This is a genomic window from Psychromonas sp. SR45-3, assembly GCF_014163575.1.
Lineage (GTDB): Bacteria > Pseudomonadota > Gammaproteobacteria > Enterobacterales > Psychromonadaceae > Psychromonas > Psychromonas arctica.
Map to the genome: position 1 here is coordinate 1 of NZ_JACJDP010000103.1, position 600 is coordinate 600.

The 600-nt window shown below is 33.5% G+C and carries 1 pseudogene; it reads right to left on the reverse strand.

The window, feature by feature from the left end:
* Positions 1-339: 339 nt before the first annotated feature.
* Positions 340-600, reverse strand: a pseudogene (locus H5084_RS19300) (hypothetical protein); the annotation flags it as partial.

Genomic DNA, 600 nt, shown 5'->3' on the forward strand with positions numbered 1-600 from the left:
TCATCATCTAAACCAAGCATTGATAATAACCTAGGTCGTTGATTTGAAATAGCACCTCGTTTATCTTCCCTTATTATTCGCCCACTCCAATCAACTAACTCAATATAATCTAATAATGAAAATGGAGAGAAAAACGCGGACATCCATTAATTTAAACGACCAAAAACAAAGCTATTTTCATTAGTCAAAAATAAAAGTAATTACGAAAATAGTTTATTTAATCGTAAGCTATATAAATTTGAGGGAGTTTGTGACAAATTATGGCCTTTTCAAATATGAAAAATTTTAGCGGTAGCTAATAGATGAGTTTATTATGTTGTGAATAGAAAAATGTACTGGTTAATGCAGTCGTAATTGATTCTTACTCGCTATCCAGCGTTTACCCGTGTTGCTTGCATAAGCCGCTAATGCTTCTAACGACCCCACTGCTCCGTGATAATCTTTACCAAAATTACTCGCTAGTGATAACCAAGTATCATCATCTAAACCAAGCATTGATAATAACCTAGGTCGTTGATTTGAAATAGCACCTCGTTTATCTTCCCTTATTATTCGCCCACTCCAATCAACTAACTCAATATAATCTAATAATGAAAATGG